The sequence below is a fragment of the Pseudomonas sp. LBUM1666 genome (assembly GCF_059695775.1).
In genome coordinates this window covers 297,223-314,886 of record NZ_CP166789.1, presented here as the reverse complement: position 1 = coordinate 314,886, position 17,664 = coordinate 297,223, and the positions used below count along the sequence as shown (strand labels likewise).

Sequence of the window (17,664 nt, the reverse complement as noted above, 5' to 3'; positions counted from 1 at the left end):
ACCCCTCAGCCTTTATGCGCACGCATGACTGTTTTTTGGGGTGAAGCTCCATTTTGGTGCGACATCACGTCGCAGAAGGACGGACGAACCGGCAGAGGTTACCATCTGTACGTGACAGAAAAACCAAAGTGACATCACCTTTTGTACGTCAACAGTTCTCGTACCACTGAAGGAGCCCTCATGCCGATCATTGTCGAGCCGCTTAACGAAGCCACTTATCAGGATCAGCAAGATCTGCAGAAGATCTACCGCGATGCGCCGGACTGGCTGTTTGCCCCGTTTGCCGGAGATTTGCAGTTGATCGAAGCCTGCCTGCTGGACGGCTCGCTGATCGCTGGCCGCTTCAATGATCGACTGTTAGGCGCGGCACGCCTGCAACGGCACCAGGATGTCTGGCACCTGTCCCAACTATGCGTACGAAAAATTACCCGTCGTCGTGGCGTGGCCGAGCGCCTGGTGAATGAAGCGCAGAAAATGGCGTCACAATCGGGCGCGACATTGCGCTTGCTGGCGCCTGCCGGGCATTTGAAGGCACAAGCGCTGGCGGCCAAACTGAAAATACCGCTGGATGTATTGCCGACGTGATCGCTGACCGGTCGTCCGCTGCGGAGCGCTATACTCCCCGGCTAAATTTCGAATTCGACTAACTACAAGGACTCGCCCATGAAAGCGTTCGGCAAAATCCTGGGTCTGGTACTTCTCGGGCTGTTGCTGATCATTGTGGCGCTGGGCTTTGCCCTGACCCACCTCTTTGATCCCAACGACTATAAAGACGAGATTCGCCAGATAGCCCGCGACAAGGCCCACATCGAGCTGACGCTCAATGGCGATATCGGTTGGAGCCTGTTCCCGTGGTTGGGCCTGGAATTGCACGAAGCCAGCGTCGCGACCCTGGCCAAACCCGCCGAGCCGTTCGCTGACTTGCAGATGCTTGGCTTGTCGGTCCGTGTGCTGCCGCTGCTGCGCCGTGAAGTGCAGATGAGCGATGTACGCGTCGAGGGCCTGAACCTGCGCCTGACCCGCGACAAGGACGGCCACGGCAACTGGCAAGACATCGGCAAGGCACCGGCGCCGACCACACCGCCCGCGACCACTGGCGAACCAGCGACCGAGACCACCGCCCAAGCGGAAAAACCGGCCCAGCCGATTCGCCTGGACATCGACAGTCTGACCGTCAACAACGCCCGCGTTGAATACAGCGACGAGAAAACCGGCAAGCAATTCAGCGCCGAAAGCATCCAGCTGAGTACCGGCCCGGTGCATGACTCCACGAACATCCCGGTCAAACTCACCGCGTTCCTGGGTACCAACCAGCCGGTCTTGCGTGTCCGTACCGAGCTCAATGGCGAGCTGCGTTTCGAGCGCGCACTGCAGCGCTACAAACTCGAAGACATGAAACTCTCTGGCGAAGTGGCTGGCGATCCGCTGCAAGGCAAAACCATGACCTTCGCCGCCCAAGGCCAGTTGCTGCTGGATAAAGCGGCGAACGTCGCCGAATGGACCGGCATCAAGATCTCAGCCAACCAACTGCGCGCATTGGGCGAACTGAAGGTCAACGACCTCGACAAAACCCCGCAAATCAGCGGCGGCCTGTCGATCGCCCAGTTCGATCTGGCGAAATTCGTCGACAGCATCGGTCAGAAGCTTCCGGCGATGGCCGAAGGCAGCCTGAGCAAAGTCGAACTGGTCAGCCGCCTTGCCGGCACGCCGACCAGCGTGATCCTGGACAACATCAACCTCAAAGTCGACGACAGCACCTTCAGCGGCCGCATCGCCGTCGAGGACTTCGCCAAACAATCGCTGCGGGCGACCCTCAAGGCCGACACCTTCAACGTCGACCGTTATCTGCCACCAAAATCCGCCGAAGCCAATAGCGCGACACAAGTGCGTCAGGCCGAAGTGGCCAGCACCGAGGCCGAGGCCATGGCTGGCCCCGGCAGCACACCGCTGCCGCAAGCACCGACCAAAGACGCGTGGAGCAACGAGCGCCTGCTGCCGGTGGAACGCCTGAGCAAACTCGACGTAGACGCTGACCTCACCTTCGGTCAGTTGACGCTCGATAAATTGCCGATCCAGAACGCTGCGCTCAAAGCTACCGGCCAGGGCGGTCTGCTGACACTGGAAAGCCTTCGCGGCGACCTGTACGACGGCAACTTCGACGCCAAAGGTACGCTCGACGTGCGCCAACAGGTGCCAGCGCTGAACATGCAGACGAGCATCAGCAAAGTACCGGTGGAAAAAATCCTCGAAAGCCAGGGTAAAAATCCGCCGGTCAAAGGTCTGGTGACCCTCAACAGCAACCTGACCGGCAGCGGCAACAGCCAGAAAGCGCTGATCGAAACCCTCAACGGCAATGCCAGTTTCGTCATCAACAACGGCGTGCTGCTCAATGCCAACCTCGAACAACAGCTGTGCAAAGGCATCGCCACCCTGAACCGTAAATCCCTCAGCGGCGAACCACGGGGCAAGGACACACCGTTCCAGGAGCTCAAGGGCAATCTGACCTTCCGCAACGGCGTGGCCAGCAACCCGGACCTGAAAGTGCGCATCCCGGGCATGACCGTCAACGGCGACGGCGATGTCGATCTTCGGGTATTGGGCATGGACTACCGCGTGGGCGTTATCGTCGAAGGCGACAAGAGCGACATGCCGGACCCGGCCTGCCAGGTCGGCGAGAAGTTCATCGGCATCGAGTGGCCGCTGCGCTGCCGTGGCCCGCTGGAACTGGGCGCCAAGGCTTGCCGCCTCGATAACGAACGCATGGGCCAGGTCGCGAGCAAACTGGCCGGCGAGCAGATCAGCGAAAAAATCGACGAGAAGCTTGGCGACAAAGTCAGCCCGGAACTGAAAAACGCTTTGAAGGGACTGTTCAAGCGATGAGAGCCGAGCAGTTTTCATCGGCGGTGCTGGACTGGTACGACCGTCACGGCCGCCACGACTTGCCCTGGCAACAAGGCATCACCCCGTATCGGGTGTGGGTCTCGGAAATCATGTTGCAGCAGACCCAGGTCAGCACCGTGCTGAACTACTTCGACCGCTTTATGGCCTCGTTGCCGACGGTCGAAGCCTTGGCCGCTGCGCCGGAAGACGAAGTCCTGCACCTGTGGACCGGCCTCGGTTACTACACCCGTGCGCGCAATTTGCAGAAGACCGCGAAGATTGTTGTCGCCGAGTACGGCGGCGAGTTTCCGCGGGATGTGGAAAAACTCACGGATCTACCGGGCATCGGCCTATCCACGGCGGGCGCCATCGCCAGCCTGAGCATGGGCCTGCGGGCGCCAATCCTCGACGGCAACGTCAAACGGGTGCTGGCGCGCTTTACCGCGCAAGAGGGTTATCCGGGCGAGCCAAAGGTCGCCAAACAGCTGTGGGCCAACGCTGAGCGCTTTACGCCGCATGATCGGGTCAACGCCTACACCCAGGCGATGATGGATCTGGGCGCCACGCTTTGCACCCGTAGCAAGCCGAGTTGCCTGCTCTGCCCGCTCGAAAAGGGCTGCGAAGCGCACATGCTTGGCCTGGAGACGCGCTACCCGATCCCCAAGCCGCGCAAAGCCGTGCCGCAGAAGCGCACGCTGATGCCGATGCTCGCCAACGGTGACGGCGCGATTCTGCTTTACCGTCGCCCTTCCACGGGCTTGTGGGGCGGTCTATGGAGCCTGCCGGAACTCGATGACCTCGACGACCTGCAACATCTGGCTTCGCAGCATTCGCTGGAGCTTGGCAGCCAACAGGCGCTGCCGAGCCTGGTACACACCTTCAGTCATTTTCAGTTGTCCATCGAACCCTGGCTGGTTCAGGTCCAGGAGGTCGGCCATCACGTGGCCGAGGCCGACTGGCTCTGGTATAACCTCGCCACCCCGCCGCGCCTGGGCCTTGCCGCCCCGGTCAAAACCTTGCTCGAACGCGCGGCCGCCGTATTGAACGCAGGAGAGTCGTCATGACCCGCACCATCATGTGCCGCAAGTACAAAGAAGAATTGCCCGCCCTGGAACGCGCTCCGTTCCCTGGCGCAAAAGGTCAGGATATTTTTGACCACGTCTCGGCCAAGGCCTGGGCCGACTGGCAAAAGCACCAGACTCTGCTGATCAACGAAAAACGCCTGAACATGATGAACGCCGAAGACCGCAAATATCTTCAGGGCGAGATGGACAAGTTCTTTTCCGGCGAGGAATACGCCAAGGCTGACGGCTACGTTCCGCCGGCTGAATAATCCCGCTTTTTCGAGGGTCGGAACGTAAGCGACGGTAATAATTAAAATTTTTTTGAAAACTTTCTTGACGACCCCCTGAAAAACCAGTTTAATGCGCCCCGTTGCCCAGATAGCTCAGTCGGTAGAGCAGGGGATTGAAAATCCCCGTGTCGGCGGTTCGATTCCGTCTCTGGGCACCAAATACCGAAAACCCTGAATCGCAAGATTCAGGGTTTTTTTATGTCTGGGATTTGATGGGGCACTGTTCCAGCACTATCGAAGCGCCGGACGAAGCATCAATTCCCCATCCCCTATCGACGCCAGCACGCGCCTGTAACGCTTGCTGAGGCCTAGTCCCGACAAGCGTTACAGGCATTGGCGATCAGCCCTTCTTGACAGTCTCTCGAGCCTGTCGGAACGCTCCGTATGCTTTAACGGAAATGGATGACATACGCTGATCATCGGACTGGGCAGAATCGGAACAGGAGCTGCCGCATAACCGGGAGCAGATACACAACAGGGATGTAGACAATGATTGACGCTATTAAACCGGACGTCGAAACCGCTGAGCTTACTGAACAAGAAATCAGAACTTTCAACTTTGATACTCGGCAGTCAACATTGCTTCACAAATTCGCCGAAGAACTGGCCGCCATCGGCGGGCCGCAGGCACCGGGAGCCAAGTCCAAAGCCTCTCTGGCAACCACCGAATTAAAGTCCTCGTTTACAAAAGACCAATGCGAACTGTTGGGTGCCTACTCCGATGGCCTTGTTTGCGTATTGATCTTTGAAGGCCTGCAAAAAATCACCGAGGTCTGCCCTCCAAATGAACTGCCAGACCTGACATCCCTGGAAAATCGATACGACGTCCTTTGCCTGGCCGCCCGTAATCAGATTTTGTTGGAACTGGTGGATAACAGTGCCTTTGCCTATGACATGGACAACGAAGGAAAACTGGTTCGATTGGTGGCCAACTTCAAGGGTGGCGGGCTCATCAAAATCAATGCCGAGCCGGAAATCAATGAACTGAGTTCCCATTCCGGCCTCGCACTTGGTCCGCATACCGAGGCGCCTTACTGGTGCGCCGTGAACGCGAAAGACGGGCACTCGCCCTCTCCGTCGTCGCTCATACTTTCCGCCTTGTGGAACCCGAGCCTGGAACCTACGCGGATCATTCCACTACCTCCCATACTCGAAAAAATTGGCATCACCAACTGCCTCGCACTGACCACGGATAACTTCCAGTTCACTCGTAGTGACTCCTTTGTCAGTGGCAAAGGGGAAGATGGCCGCAACGTTTCGATTCTGGAGTTCGACGACAATGTCGGGTTCGCAGCCCGCTTTAACTCGTATCGCTTTTCGGTCAATGACAACGTCTCGACCTTTGTCAAAACGGCTTACACCGCCCTTTGCCGGGGTGTGGGCGAGGCAACCCCGGTTGAATACACGCTGACCCAGGAGTCGGCCATGGCCATCAATAACATCCGGGCTTTGCACTGTCGCGATGTCATCAAAGACAACAGACGGGTCCTGGTTCGCATTTTCGGACTTTCAAAATTTTCTTCCCCTCTCGTTATTTCAGAGGACCCGTTACTGCTGCAGGGCTGATTTTTCAAGTATTCAGGCCATTGAACGACCCGTCATTTGATGACTGGCCAATAACGATAAAGAGGGAATGTAATGTCTTGGGATGTCATTGGCATGTTGTCGCTCGTCGCTTTTTGCGCCGGCTTTTTTGATGCGATTGCCGGTGGTGGCGGCTTGATCACCTTGCCTGCTTTGTTTCTGGCGGGCGTAGATCCGATCAGTGCAATTGCAACGAACAAGTTCCAGGCCGCGTCGGCAACTATTTCGGCCACTGCAACCTTTGCGCGCAAAGGAATGATCGAGTGGCGCGAAGGCCGTTTCCTGGTGATCTGCGGATTTATTGGCGGCGCCAGTGGTGCCTTGCTGGTCAGCTCTATTGATAAGCGCTATCTGGAAGTTTGCGTGCCTATCATGCTGATTCTGGTGGCCGTCTATTTTGCGCTCTCCCCGAAGCTGGCCAACGAAGACCGACGCAAGAGAATCGGTATTCTGCTTTTTTCGTTTACCGTGGCGCCGATCCTGGGCTTTTACGACGGTATATTTGGCCCCGGTGTGGGCTCTTTCTTTATCGTTGGATTTGTACTTCTCTGCGGCATGGGCATGATGCGGGCCATGAGTTTTACCAAACTTTCCAACGCCTCATGCAACCTCGGCGCCCTCTCGGTCTTCATTACCAAAGGTGTGATTATCTGGCCGATCGCCATAGCCATGGCTTTGGCAGCCTTCGTCGGCGCTCAATTGGGTGCACGAGCCGCTGTTCGGGTCGGTCCACGGTTGATTAAACCCATGCTGATCGTGGTCTGCTGCGCCTTAGCCATCAAGCTGCTGAGCGTAGAAACCAACCCTTTGCGCGTCGCGGTCCTCAATTCATTAGCTTCGTTATGATTACCGGTCGACGCTGACCAGCGCTTATTGCCTTCAATTTTGATTGCAACCGACGAAATCCCCGTGCCGGTGGTTCGATTTCGTCTCTGGAACCAAATACCGAAAACCCTGAGTCTCAAGATTCAGGGTTTTTTTATGCCTGCAATTTGATCCGTGCTTTTTCTCTGCCTTGCTCGCGACACTTCTCTCTCGCCCATCCTTGGCTATTCGTCACCATTCCAATGGAAAACCAGATTGCGAGCGGTGCCGCTTCCGACATCGGTTGTTTCACGTCGCTCCTCACCATTGCGGGTCGCAACAACGGTGTACTTGCCAGCAGGCAGCTGAACGTAAACCAACGGGCCAGCCTGGCTAAGCATCAGCACGGTCTGCCCCGGGGTTTTCTGCACAACCACATCAACATCTGGAACGTACTTGTTCTCCGGTCCGATGGAGAAGGTCATGTGCAGGTTGTAGCCCTTGGCTTGCTGGATGGCCTTCGACTCATCCTCGCCGATCCCCCCGGACAGGTAAGTGATCCCGCTTTGCTGTTGCGGCTGGACTTGCACGCCCGAACTGTCGACGGGTTCAAGACTGGCAGCGCTCAACATGATGGGAAACATCAACACGCCGACTGCGGCGATGGGCAACAGGAGTGAATGGACGTACTTCATAGTGGTGACTCCCGGGCTCCGCAGAACCCAATCGTTTCTCCTGTTAGATTTCCTGCTGATTGGCCAAGTTTTAGATTGATTAGTACTTGGGGTCACTGCGAATCGGACTACACGTTGTATTCCTCAAGCGCGGATTGCCGTAGGCGTGATCCCGCAAAACCAATCGGACTTTCCTTCCGATTTACCAGCAACGCCCGGCATCGCGGGCTATCACTCTCTTGCCATCCTCTTCCGCCTGTTTCCTTCAGCTGCGGAAAATGTCATGAGCTCCCTCAAACCCGGTAACACTCAAGATCCACAGGTCACTTCACTGCTCGGCAATCTTGGCGAATTGATCCGCGAAGCGCGGTGCTGCGAGCGGTCGATACCGTACAGGTGCAAACCTGTTGGCAGATCGGACGGCATATTGTGGAGTTCGAGCAGGAAGGCGCTCGGCGGGCGGGATATGGGAAGCAGGTGCTGGCGACGCTGGCGACGAGTCTGACAGCTGAGTTTGGCAAAGGCTTTGACATCTCCAACCTTCGCTACATGCGCCTGTTCTATCAAGCATTCCCAATTCGTGACGCACTGCGTCACGAATTGAGCTGGACGCACTACCGCAGGTTACTGCGCGTTGAAAACGATCACGCTCGCCACTGGTACATGAACGAGTCGGCTGTTCAAAACTGGTCAAGCCGCGCATTGGAACGCCAGATCAATACCCTCTACTACGAACGCCTGCTGGCGAGCCGCGACCGGGCTGCCGTCAAACAGGAAGCCGCCACCAATATCCAGCAAATGAACGCCAGCCCTCGGGATTTCATCCGGGACCCAGTGCTACTGGAGTTTCTCGGCCTGCCCAATGCGGGCTTGATCCAGGAAAGCGAACTTGAACAAGCCTTGATCAATCAACTCCAGGGCTTCCTGCTCGAACTGGGCAAAGGCTTCGCCTTCATCGCTCGCCAGCAACGCATCAGTACCGAGAGCAAAGACTTCTACATCGATCTGGTGTTCTACAACTACCTGCTCAAGTGCTTCGTCATCTTCGACCTCAAGCGCGGCGTACTGACCCACCAGGATGTCGGCCAGATGGACATGTACGTGCGCATGTACGACGACCTCAAGCGCGGACCGGAGGATAGCCCCACCGTCGGCCTCATTCTTTGCGCGCAAAAAGATGAATCGGTGGTGCGCTATTCAGTGCTGCAAGGCAACGAACAACTGTTCGCCAGTACCTACAGACTGGTACTGCCGAGCGAGGAGGAACTTCGCACAGAACTGGATCGGGAATGGGCGGTGCTTGAGGAGCGATTACTCAAGCAGAGGCTCCGATAAGCACGGGTAGATTGTTCATAAACGACGTGAAGACTATGGTGATTGGCTAACCGTAAAGGTCCAAAGCCGATGAATTTGCAGGACATGCCTTCACTGGCCCCGACGCAACTTGAACTGCCGTTACCCACCGGCACACCTGGTGACTCTTTCAAGGAGCCCGCCGCAGACGGCTGCATCCTTGGCGGCTTTACCTGGAGGCACCCCCGTCAGGACGCTACCCGCCCGGTCGTCATCATCAACGCCGCCACCTCAGTCCGCTGTCGCCACTACTCACGCTTCGCCGATTACCTGTACGCCAACGGCTTCGACGTGATCACTTACGACTACCGTGGCATCGGCGAATCACGACCCGTGTCGCTGAAAGGGCTTCGGGCTTCATGGTCAGATTGGGGCGCGCTGGACTTTGAGGCGATGCTCCAGCGCGCTCAGCGTGAATTTCCCGGGCAACCCATCGATGTTGTAGGCCACAGCTTTGGAGGCTGTGCAGCGGGCCTGGGAGCTTCCGGGCATATGATTCGACGTCTGGTGACCGTCGGTGCGCAATTCGCTTACTGGCGCGATTACGCGCCCGCCCATCGCTGGCGGATGTTCGGCAAGTGGCATCTGGTGATGCCGTTGATGACATTGCTTTGCGGCTACTTCCCCGGCAAACGTCTCGGCTGGCTAGAGGACACCCCCGCTGGCGTGGTTCGCGACTGGAGCATGCCCACCGCGCACTACGAGAAACGCCCCAGCGGTCGCGTCCTTCACGCAAAATCCGGGCGACTGCCCTTCTCATCCGTCACCGCACAAAACCTGGCCATCAGCATCAGCGACGATCCTTACGGCACGATTCCAGCAATCGAACGGCTGCTGGGTTACTTCACCAACAGCACGAACGCCCACTTGCGAATCTCCCCCGAAGACATCGGCGAACAAGAAGTCGGACATTTCGCCTTTTTTCGTAGCGCATACCAAGCCACACTATGGCCCATTGCATTGTCCTGGTTGCAGACCGGCAAACTGGCCCCCGACACACCTGGGCGGCTAGTGCCACGCAACTGACTGATGCGCCCTCTCAACGAAATACGGAACGACGCCCATGGCATCCGCCAACAAGCAGAACAAACGCGCCACACGCGCCAAAGCCAAGGCTAAGCAGAACCGCACCCAACGAGCCGCCGCGCCGGTCGAGCTGGACCCGAACGACGATCGAATCGACTTTGAATCGGTGGACCTGACCGACATGTTCAAAGAAATGATCGACGCCGAAAAGATCAGCCAACAAGCTATGTGCGCGGCATTTCTTGAACACCCGTTGCTCGCGCTGGTGCTGGAGCAGGAAGGCGAAGAAACAGCGACAGACTTTATCGTCGCCGCGCTGATCGAATATCGCCAATGGTCCACCGAGGTGGACGAAGCCGGCGCACTGGCGTGGATCGAATCACCGGCCTTCCAGGCCGACTACGTGGCGGCGTCCGACGCCATCGCGGCTCAAACCCAACAGAAAGCAAACTGAGTTCCCATGGCATCCCTGAACAAGCAGCAAAAACGCGCCAAACGCGCCAAGATCAAAGCCAAACAAATCAACATCCACGGCAGAAAACCCGCCGCACTGGACGATGACCTGGGTGAAATCGGCGAGCCGATCCCGGAATACACCCTGGCGATGTTCAGCAAAATGCGTGACGCGGAAGCCACCAGCCGCAACGACATGCTGCTGACCCTGCTGTCGAACCTCGCCGGGATCATCAGCGACCATCCAGAACTGCTGGACATGGAAAACGCCGACAACGAAGCCATGGCCGCCACTCACCTGGCCGCTGACATGCTGATCGATTACCGCATGTGGGCCGATGGCATGGACCGCGACACCGCCCAAGCCTGGCTGACGGATCCGCAGTTCATCACCGACTTCGGCACGGCGCTCGACAGCTATCGCGAGTCGCTGGATGCTCAGGAAGAAAAGGCTGAGTAAACACTCGCCTCAGAAACAAAAACGGCCGCTTGTCATCACTGACAGCGGCCGTTTTTATTTGAGAAGCCAATAACCCAAAATGATCTGACATGACCCCTCGTCAGCGGCCACGTATATCCCATTGACATATCCCTCAAGAAATCTATTCTTTGGACTCACAGCACCCACAAAAACGCAGGAGGCCAAAATGGAACAGACCACCCTTTTCATGAGTAATCGAAGCCAGGCTGTCCGCCTCCCCAAAGCTGTTGCGATGCCAAGCGACGTGAAACGAGTCAACGTAGTTGCCATCGGCAGAGCTCGCATCATCACTCCCGCAGATGAAACATGGGACAGCTGGTTCGACGGGGATGGCGTGAGTGCAGATTTCATGACCGTTCGTGAACAACCCGCCGATCAGGAGCGTGAGTCGTTCTGATGATCAAATACATGCTCGATACCAACATCTGCATCTTCACCATCAAGAACAAACCGCAAATCGTACGAGAAGCTTTCAATCGTCATAACGGGCAGCTATGCATCAGTGCCGTCACGTTGATGGAGTTGTTCTACGGCGCCGAAAAATCGGCCGCACCAGAAAAGAACCTCGCAGTGATCGAGGGTTTTGTGGCACGCCTTGAGGTCTTGCCTTTCGACAATGAAGCGGCCGCGCACACCGGTATGATTCGATCCGAGTTGGCCAAGGCCGGAACGCCTATCGGGCCCTACGACCACATGATTGCCGGCCACGCGCGTTCACGCGGATTCATAGTGGTAACCAACAACCTACGAGAATTTGAACGGGTTTCAGGGCTACGCGTAGAAGACTGGGTTCACCCCGATTGATCCAGTACAACTGACAGAAACAAAAACGGCCGCTTGTCATCACTGACAGCGGCCGTTTTGCGTTATGCGGTGCGAATCAGTTCAGCACCACCGCACCCATCTTCTGCAGCTTGCGACGACGAGCCACAAACAAACCGGCAGCTACCACCAGCAAACTCAGCAGACCGGTCGCGAGGATCTCCACGCGATGCGCTTCCTGGAACAGCATGATCGTCAGGGCCGCAACGATAAATATGATCACCGCGTAGGTCAGGGCCGGGAACAGCCACATGCTGAAGGCGATTTTTTCGCCACGTGCCATGCGCTGCTTGCGCATACGCAGTTGCGAAATCGCGATCACCAGGTACACCAGCAGCGCGATAGCGCCGGAGCTGGCCAGCAGGAATTCGAACACGGCGGCCGGGGCCACGTAGTTGGCGAAAACCGCGATGAACGCAGCACCGGTGGACAACATGACGGCCCAGTACGGCGTGCCGCTCTTGTTGGTGCGCTGGGAAACGGCCGGTGCATCACCGCGCTTGCCCAGGGAGAACATCATGCGCGATGCAGTGTAGAGCGCCGAGTTCAGGCAGCTGGTCACAGCAACCAGCACCACGATGTCGACGATCAGCTTGGCATTCGGGATGCCCATGCGTTCAAGCACGGTCTGGTAGGAGCCGACGGCTGCCAGTACCGGGTCGTTCCATGGCACCAGGGCCACAACGATGAAGATCGATACGAGGTAGAACAAGCCAATCCGCCAGATCACCGAGTTGGTGGCCTTGGAGATTTGCTGGCCAGGGTTCTTCGATTCCGCGGCCGCGATGGTCACGATCTCGGTGCCCATGAAGGAAAACATGGTGGTCAGGATCGCGCCCAACACTGCGCCCATGCCGTTTGGCAGGAAGCCCTGGGTGTCAAAGAGGTGCGATACGCCGCTGACCTGGCTGTTCGGCAGGAAGCCGAAGATCGCCATGATGCCAAGGCCGATGAAACCGATGATCGCGATGACTTTGACCAGGGCGAACCAGAATTCGAATTCACCGTAGTTCTTCACGCTGAACAGGTTCGTCACCGTCAGCAGCAAGGTGATGACCAGGGTGAAGGCCCAGATCGCCACATTCGGGAACCAGGCGTGCAGGATGGTCGCGGCGGCGTTGGCTTCCAGCGGAATCACCAATACCCAGAACCACCAGTACAACCAGCCGATGGTGAAACCGGCCCAGTGACCGATCGCGCGATCGGCGTAAGTCGAAAAGGAGCCGGTGTCCGGCGAAGCCACGGCCATTTCGCCAAGCATGCGCATCACCAGCACCACCAGCATACCGGCGGCAGCGTAGGCCAACAGCACGGCTGGGCCTGCGGCGGCGATGGCGTGGCCGGAGCCGACGAACAGGCCGGCGCCGATAACCCCGGCAATCGACAGCATGGTCACATGACGCGGTTTGAGCCCCTGTTCGAGGCCATTGGAGCTTGGGGTACTGCTCATTGAAACTACCTTTGTAAGGGAAAGCGGTGTGCATCCATCCCGTCTGGCGTTCCTTCTCGTAAAAAGAAACCAACGGGGCGTTCCGGATTCTGCACGCAATAATTGCGCCAAAATGTTTCAAACTCCTCAAGTACGGGGCCTGTGGCGTGACCGGACAGTCATCGCAAGTCCTTGAGATTAATGGCAATTCGCCAGAGCGTTACCCTGCGACCCACTTTAAGAACGAAACAGCGCACCAGAAACACACCCAAAAATATAGCGACGCACAATAAAAGTGCGGATCAGGAACGTTTGCCCGGTTAGCGCTTCCAACCCCCCGTCAAAGCTGGCAACATCGCGCCCTTTTTTGGAACAGCCCCAGCCTTTTTATCGACAGGCAGGGGTTCAAACGGCTGTTCGGTTGATAGCAGCGCGACAGTCTGCTGTACCGATGCGACAACCTGCCACAGGCCGCCCGTTTAACGCCCGTAGCCCTGTTGGCTGCCATTCAGACGCTATGCTAGCTTGGCCGCCTCGCCAGGAAGGCCGCCAATAGCAGGAGCGAAATACTTATGAGGAACGCACATGGCTGAGGCCACGCCCGCGCTTGAAATCCGCAACTTGCACAAACGCTACGGACAGCTTGAGGTGCTCAAAGGCATCTCGCTGACCGCCCGCGACGGCGACGTGATCTCGATCCTGGGTTCTTCCGGTTCCGGCAAGTCCACCTTCCTTCGTTGCATCAACCTGTTGGAAAACCCTCATCAGGGCCAGATCCTGGTGGCCGGCGAAGAACTCAAGCTCAAAGCTGCCAAGAATGGCGAACTGGTCGCTGCCGACGGCAAGCAGATCAATCGCCTGCGCAGCGAGATCGGATTTGTGTTTCAAAACTTTAATCTCTGGCCGCACATGAGCGTGCTCGACAACATCATCGAAGCGCCGCGCCGCGTACTCGGCCAGAGCAAGGCCGAGGCCATCGAAGTCGCCGAAGCCTTGCTGGCCAAGGTCGGCATCGCTGACAAACGCCACGCCTACCCTGCGCAACTCTCCGGCGGCCAGCAACAACGCGCGGCCATCGCCCGCACGTTGGCAATGCAGCCCAAGGTGATCCTGTTCGACGAACCCACCTCCGCCCTTGACCCGGAAATGGTCCAGGAAGTACTTAATGTCATCCGCGCATTGGCCGAAGAAGGCCGCACCATGCTGCTCGTCACCCATGAAATGGGCTTCGCCCGTCAGGTCTCCAGCGAAGTGGTGTTCCTCCACCAGGGCCTGGTAGAAGAGCAAGGATCGCCACAGCAGGTGTTCGAAAACCCGCTTTCGGCGCGCTGCAAACAATTCATGTCCAGCAACCGCTAACGGAGCTACCCGCATGCAGAACTACAAAAAAATCTTCCTGGCTGCTGCCGTCACCCTGGCCTTCAGCGCCGGTGCCGCCGCCGAGACCTTGAAGATGGGCATCGAAGCGGCCTACCCGCCGTTCAACAACAAAGATGCCAGTGGCAATGTCGTCGGCTTCGACAAAGAAATCGGCGACGCCCTGTGCGCCAAGATGAAAGTCGATTGCACCGTGGTCACGTCCGACTGGGACGGCATCATCCCGGCCCTGAACGCCAAGAAGTTCGACTTCCTGATCTCCTCGATGTCGATCACCGATGAGCGCAAGCAAGCGGTGGACTTCACCGACCCGTACTACTCGAACAAACTGCAATTCATCGCCAAGAAAGACGTCGACTTCAAAACCGACAAGGATTCCCTGCAGGGCAAAGTGATCGGCGCACAACGTGCGACCCTCGCGGGCACCTGGATGGAAGACAACATGGAAGGCGTTGAACTCAAACTCTACGACACCCAGGAAAACGCCTACCTCGACCTGACCTCCGGTCGTCTGGACGGCATCCTCGCGGACAAATACGTCAACTACGAGTGGCTGAAAAGCGACGCCGGCCGTTCTTATGAGTTCAAAGGCGACCCGGTGGAAGAAAGCGACAAGATCGGTATCGCTGTACGTAAAGGCGATGAGATTCGAACGAAGCTGAACACCGCACTGAAAGAAATCGTCGCTGATGGCACCTACAAAAAGATCAACGACAAGTACTTCCCGTTCAGCATCTATTGATTCTGACCTGCCTGACTGGCGCCGTTCGCTGACGGCGCCTGTCCTTGGCATTGCCTGCCGCGATTTGAAAAGAAAGCCATGACTATCGATCTCTACGGATTCGGCCCGGCGCTCGCCGCTGGCGCGCTGATGACTGTGAAACTGGCACTCTCGGCCTTGTGCCTGGGGCTGGTGCTCGGTCTGCTCGGCGCCTTGGCCAAGACTTCCCCGTACAAGCCGCTGCAATGGCTTGGCGGCACTTATTCAACACTGGTTCGCGGCATCCCTGAATTGCTCTGGGTGCTGTTGATCTACTTCGGCACGGTCAACTTGATGCGTGCCCTGGGCGAGTTCTTCGGCAACCCCGACCTCGAACTCAATGCCTTCGCCGCTGGCGTGATTGCGCTGGGGCTGTGCTTCGGCGCCTACGCCACGGAAGTATTTCGTGGTGCGATTCTGGCGATTCCAAAGGGTCACCGTGAAGCCGGCGTGGCATTGGGTCTGTCGAAATTTCGCATCTTCACCCGACTGATCATGCCGCAGATGTGGCGCATCGCCCTGCCGGGCCTGGGCAACCTGTTCATGGTCCTGATGAAAGACACGGCACTGGTGTCCGTGATCGGCCTGGAAGAAATCATGCGTCACGCACAGAACGCCGTGACCTTCGCCAAGCATCCATTTACGTTCTTCATGGTCGCGGCCTTCATGTATCTGGGCCTGACAATACTGGCCATGGTTGGCATGCATTTTCTGGAACAACGCGCTGCCCGCGGCTTTGTGAGGACGACGTAATGGAATGGGAAGTCATCTACAAATGGCTGCCGAAGTTCATCCAGGGCGCCACCCTGACGCTGGAGCTGGTGGGCATCGCCGTGATTCTCGGCCTGCTACTGGCCATCCCATTGGGCATCGCGCGCTCGTCCAAGCTTTGGTACGTTCGCGCGTTTCCCTATGCCTATATCTTTTTCTTTCGCGGCACACCACTGTTGGTTCAGTTGTTCCTGGTCTATTACGGCCTGGCGCAGTTCGACGCGGTGCGCGACAGCGTCCTGTGGCCTTACCTGCGAAGTCCGTTCTGGTGCGCCACGGCCACCATGACGTTGCACACGGCGGCTTACATTGCGGAGATCCTGCGCGGCGCGATCCAGGCGATTCCGCCCGGTGAGATCGAAGCGGCACGCGCATTGGGCATGTCCAAGGCCAAGGCGCTGTTTTATATCATCCTGCCGCGAGCGGCACGGATCGGCCTGCCTGCCTACAGCAACGAAGTGATCCTGATGCTCAAAGCCAGTTCTCTGGCGAGCACCGTCACCCTGCTGGAACTCACCGGCATGGCGCGCACCATCATTGCCCGCAACTACCTGACGGTGGACATGTTCTTTACTGCCGGTGTGTTCTATCTATTGATGTCGTTTGTACTGGTGCAGGCGTTCCGTCAGTTGGAGCGCTGGTTGCGCGTCGATGCCTGCCAAGGGCGTTGATTCCCACGTGTTGACGGGCGAAGACTTACTTGCCTGTTTCACAGCGCTGGATGCTTTTCTGATCGAGCATCAGGCGCTGTGGAAGCCTCGGCCGTTTACTCATCTGCAACTTCCTTGGGAAGCGTCCTACCCCGAGTTGGCGACCTGGCTACGCGGGCGATCGCTGGAGGACGCGGAATACGCTCATAACAACCCAGCTCTTTTGGACGCGCCGGAGCCGTTTGCCTCATTGGCGGCGATGTCCCTTGAGTTAAGCGCGGTGGATGAACTGCCAGCGCATGCGCTTGAAGCGGCAGGGCATCGGCTGAATGTCGATGTACCGGGGCGCAAGTGGCAGCAAATCGAAGCCTTCGCCAGTCGTTTGCAGTTTGCTGACGCGCCGAGCCATTGGCTGGACTGGTGCTCGGGCAAAGGCCACTTGGGACGACGGTTGCTGACAGCCGGGCAACAGCTGACTTGCCTGGAATACGACCCAGCGCTGGTCGCCAGCGGTCAGGCACTCAGCCAGCGTCATCAGTTGCATGCGCTACATGTCGAGCAAGATGTACTCGCTGCGGATGCCGCCTCTTTCTTGAAGGCTGACCACACGCCGGTAGCGCTGCACGCCTGCGGTGATCTGCATGTGCGGCTGATGCAGCTCGCCAGCGCCACCGGTTGCAAGCAACTGGCCATTGCCCCTTGCTGCTACAACCGGATCAGTGTGAGCGAGTACCAGACGCTTTCCTCGTCGGCCAAGCGCTCCGACCTACAGCTATCCCTCGATGATCTTTCGCTGCCAATGAGCGAAACCGTCACCGCTGGCGCTCGCGTCCGACGTCAGCGTGACACCTCCATGGCCCGACGCCTGGCCTTCGACCTGCTGCAGCGGCAACTGCGCGGCATTGACGAATACCTGCCCACCCCTTCCCTCTCCAGCGCCTGGCTGGATAAATCCTTCGCTGATTACTGCCATCATTTGGCCTCGCTAAAGGAGTTATCCACAGTCGGCCCGCAAGATTGGCCAGCGCTCGAAGCCGCCGGTTGGCAGCGACTGGCCGAAGTGCGCAATCTGGAGCTACTGCGCGGCCTTTTCCGACGCCCGCTTGAGTTTTGGCTGGTACTCGATCGAGCCCTTTTCCTCTCCGAACAAGGGTATGCGGTTCGTCTCGGCACCTTCTGCGAAACCCCGCTTACACCGCGTAATTTTCTGATCCTGGCTGAGCGCCCTTAAAGCGCCTCAGCCTGT

General features: G+C 57.8%; 18 protein-coding genes, 1 tRNA gene and 1 pseudogene. 18 read left to right on the top strand and 2 right to left on the bottom strand.

The features are described from left to right. The first annotated feature begins 180 nt into the window (after positions 1-180). The 7 genes from ACA056_RS01440 to ACA056_RS01410 all read left to right on the top strand — a co-directional run bounded on the left by ACA056_RS01440 (position 181) and on the right by ACA056_RS01410 (position 6,664). Complete coding sequence (locus tag ACA056_RS01440) at positions 181-585, top strand: acetyl-CoA sensor PanZ family protein (RefSeq protein WP_497269968.1); 405 nt, start codon at positions 181-183, stop codon at positions 583-585. A gap of 78 nt (positions 586-663) precedes the next feature. Further along, positions 664-2,880, top strand: a complete 2,217-nt coding sequence (locus tag ACA056_RS01435; RefSeq protein ID WP_497269966.1) for an AsmA family protein — start codon at positions 664-666, stop codon at positions 2,878-2,880. Next, positions 2,877-3,944 (top strand): A/G-specific adenine glycosylase, encoded by a 1,068-nt coding sequence (gene mutY, locus ACA056_RS01430; RefSeq protein WP_497269964.1) that lies wholly within the window; start codon positions 2,877-2,879, stop codon positions 3,942-3,944. Before ACA056_RS01435 ends, mutY begins: the two co-directional genes overlap by 4 nt. Beyond that, positions 3,941-4,213 carry an oxidative damage protection protein gene (locus ACA056_RS01425; protein WP_008149405.1) on the top strand — a complete coding sequence of 91 codons (273 nt, stop codon included), beginning with the start codon at positions 3,941-3,943 and terminating at the stop codon, positions 4,211-4,213. Before mutY ends, ACA056_RS01425 begins: the two co-directional genes overlap by 4 nt. A gap of 103 nt (positions 4,214-4,316) precedes the next feature. Next, positions 4,317-4,392, top strand: a tRNA-Phe gene (locus tag ACA056_RS01420). A 331-nt stretch (positions 4,393-4,723) separates the two neighbouring features. Then, positions 4,724-5,800 carry a hypothetical protein gene (locus ACA056_RS01415; RefSeq protein ID WP_497269962.1) on the top strand — a complete coding sequence of 359 codons (1,077 nt, stop codon included), beginning with the start codon at positions 4,724-4,726 and terminating at the stop codon, positions 5,798-5,800. A 72-nt stretch (positions 5,801-5,872) separates the two neighbouring features. Continuing rightward, the gene (locus tag ACA056_RS01410; RefSeq protein ID WP_497269960.1) at positions 5,873-6,664 is read left to right on the top strand and encodes a TSUP family transporter; all 792 of its coding nucleotides are present in this window, start codon (positions 5,873-5,875) and stop codon (positions 6,662-6,664) included. Positions 6,665-6,867: 203 nt separating this feature from the next. On the opposite strand, the gene ACA056_RS01405 is transcribed toward ACA056_RS01410, so the two are convergent. After that, a complete protein-coding gene (locus ACA056_RS01405; RefSeq protein ID WP_497269958.1) occupies positions 6,868-7,317 on the bottom strand; it encodes a carboxypeptidase regulatory-like domain-containing protein in 450 nt (149 codons plus the stop codon). A 262-nt stretch (positions 7,318-7,579) separates the two neighbouring features. Here ACA056_RS01405 and ACA056_RS01400 point away from each other — a divergent pair. The 6 genes and pseudogenes from ACA056_RS01400 to vapC all read left to right on the top strand — a co-directional run bounded on the left by ACA056_RS01400 (position 7,580) and on the right by vapC (position 11,413). After that, positions 7,580-8,631 (top strand): annotated as a pseudogene (locus ACA056_RS01400) (PDDEXK nuclease domain-containing protein). 69 nt (positions 8,632-8,700) lie between these two features. Further along, positions 8,701-9,675, top strand: a complete 975-nt coding sequence (locus tag ACA056_RS01395; RefSeq protein ID WP_497269956.1) for an alpha/beta hydrolase family protein — start codon at positions 8,701-8,703, stop codon at positions 9,673-9,675. Positions 9,676-9,712: 37 nt separating this feature from the next. Next, the gene (locus tag ACA056_RS01390) at positions 9,713-10,129 is read left to right on the top strand and encodes a hypothetical protein (protein ID WP_497269954.1); all 417 of its coding nucleotides are present in this window, start codon (positions 9,713-9,715) and stop codon (positions 10,127-10,129) included. A 6-nt stretch (positions 10,130-10,135) separates the two neighbouring features. Then, positions 10,136-10,588 (top strand): hypothetical protein, encoded by a 453-nt coding sequence (locus ACA056_RS01385; RefSeq protein ID WP_046045548.1) that lies wholly within the window; start codon positions 10,136-10,138, stop codon positions 10,586-10,588. A 187-nt stretch (positions 10,589-10,775) separates the two neighbouring features. Continuing rightward, entirely contained in the window at positions 10,776-11,006 is a 231-nt protein-coding gene (gene vapB, locus ACA056_RS01380; protein ID WP_497269952.1) for a type II toxin-antitoxin system VapB family antitoxin, read from the top strand. Further along, the gene (gene vapC, locus ACA056_RS01375) at positions 11,006-11,413 is read left to right on the top strand and encodes a type II toxin-antitoxin system tRNA(fMet)-specific endonuclease VapC (RefSeq protein WP_497269950.1); all 408 of its coding nucleotides are present in this window, start codon (positions 11,006-11,008) and stop codon (positions 11,411-11,413) included. The genes vapB and vapC overlap by 1 nt, the downstream gene beginning before the upstream one ends. A gap of 76 nt (positions 11,414-11,489) precedes the next feature. Here the strand turns inward: vapC and gabP are convergent, their stop codons facing one another. Further along, entirely contained in the window at positions 11,490-12,881 is a 1,392-nt protein-coding gene (gene gabP, locus ACA056_RS01370) for a GABA permease (protein ID WP_497269948.1), read from the bottom strand. Between the two features lie 564 nt (positions 12,882-13,445). Between gabP and ACA056_RS01365 the strand changes: the two genes are divergently transcribed. From ACA056_RS01365 to ACA056_RS01345, 5 genes are all read left to right on the top strand, one after another. Then, positions 13,446-14,219, top strand: coding sequence for an ABC transporter ATP-binding protein (locus tag ACA056_RS01365; protein WP_007897462.1), 774 nt, complete (start codon positions 13,446-13,448; stop codon positions 14,217-14,219). Between the two features lie 13 nt (positions 14,220-14,232). Then, positions 14,233-14,979 carry an ABC transporter substrate-binding protein gene (locus ACA056_RS01360; protein WP_497269945.1) on the top strand — a complete coding sequence of 249 codons (747 nt, stop codon included), beginning with the start codon at positions 14,233-14,235 and terminating at the stop codon, positions 14,977-14,979. 78 nt (positions 14,980-15,057) lie between these two features. Continuing rightward, positions 15,058-15,750, top strand: a complete 693-nt coding sequence (locus tag ACA056_RS01355; RefSeq protein WP_095127575.1) for an ABC transporter permease — start codon at positions 15,058-15,060, stop codon at positions 15,748-15,750. Then, the gene (locus ACA056_RS01350; protein WP_497269943.1) at positions 15,750-16,439 is read left to right on the top strand and encodes an ABC transporter permease; all 690 of its coding nucleotides are present in this window, start codon (positions 15,750-15,752) and stop codon (positions 16,437-16,439) included. The genes ACA056_RS01355 and ACA056_RS01350 overlap by 1 nt, the downstream gene beginning before the upstream one ends. After that, positions 16,420-17,649 carry a methyltransferase gene (locus ACA056_RS01345; protein ID WP_497269941.1) on the top strand — a complete coding sequence of 410 codons (1,230 nt, stop codon included), beginning with the start codon at positions 16,420-16,422 and terminating at the stop codon, positions 17,647-17,649. Before ACA056_RS01350 ends, ACA056_RS01345 begins: the two co-directional genes overlap by 20 nt. The last annotated feature ends 15 nt before the right edge of the window (positions 17,650-17,664 follow it).